Below are 1,093 nucleotides of genomic sequence, written 5' to 3' on the forward strand. Positions count from 1 at the left end.
GATAGATTGTCAAGTCAAGTGCAACAAAATCAGAGAAAAAATTTTTTGAGCACCTCAAAGGGAGTAAGGAAATTGAGACGTTTTCTCGGACGATTGTTAATCATATCAACAAAGTGCTGTAGATCTTCATCGGTAACATCAGCAAAGGAAGTACCTTTTGGAAAGAACTGCCGCAGCAGACCGTTGGTGTTTTCATTCGTGCCACGCTGCCAAGGAGAATAAGGGTCACAGAAATACACATTCATACCTGTTGCTTCAGACAGTTCCTTGTGAGCAGCAAATTCCTTGCCGTTATCTACAGTAAAGCTTTTCTTCAACTTATCGGGAATAGCTGAAAAGGCTTTAATAGTTGCTATATTGAACGCCTTGTCCTGCCTGTCATTGATTCTGAAAGCAACAAGATAACCGGACTTGCGTTCAACATGAGTGCCGAAACAGCCTGTTTTACGCATTCCAAGAACAGTATCACTTTCCCAATGACCAAAGCGGGTACGATTTTCTGCACCGGCAGGACGTTTACTGATTGGCGTAGTATCGGGGATTTTGCCACGCTTATCCTCGCCTTTGCACTTCTTGTGTTGCCATTTGAAACGCATAATTTTCTTAAGCTGAGGGGGCAAAACACCGGAATCGATAGCACGATAAATGGTTGGAAATGAAATGCCGAATGGCTCATTGTCAAGCTTGGAACGACCGGCGATCTGCTCGGGAGACCACCTTAATGACATCTTTTCGAGTACATAATCACGTGCCGGTCCTTCTTTGAGTTTGGGCTTTCTGCCACAGTTTTTTCTTCTCTTTCGGTAAAGCTTATCTGCATGATGTGCGGCATATTCGCCATTGGCATAACAATTTCTGCGAAACTCTCGACTCACCGAGGACGGCGACCGATTCAGCATTCGGGCAATTACCCGAATGCTGAATCCCTGGGCTTTCAAAACTCTTGACATTTCTCGCTCTTCTGTGGTAAAATGGGTGTAATGGCACATATTGCTCCTCCTGTTTATGGTTGTGTGGTTACTCCCATTATAACACGAGTTGCTTTATGTGTCATTATTTTTTCCATGTGTTGCACTTATATTGTAAATCTATC

At 43.5% G+C, this 1,093-nt stretch carries 1 protein-coding gene; it reads right to left on the minus strand.

Going from position 1 to position 1,093, the window contains the following annotated elements:
• Positions 1–29: 29 nt before the first annotated feature.
• Positions 30–989 (minus strand): IS30 family transposase, encoded by a 960-nt coding sequence (locus OCV68_RS14640; protein ID WP_147623249.1) that lies wholly within the window; start codon positions 987–989, stop codon positions 30–32.
• Positions 990–1,093 lie beyond the last annotated feature (104 nt).

The organism is Huintestinicola butyrica (assembly GCF_025567215.1).
In the GTDB taxonomy this organism is placed as follows: Bacteria; Bacillota; Clostridia; order Oscillospirales; family Ruminococcaceae; genus Huintestinicola; species Huintestinicola butyrica.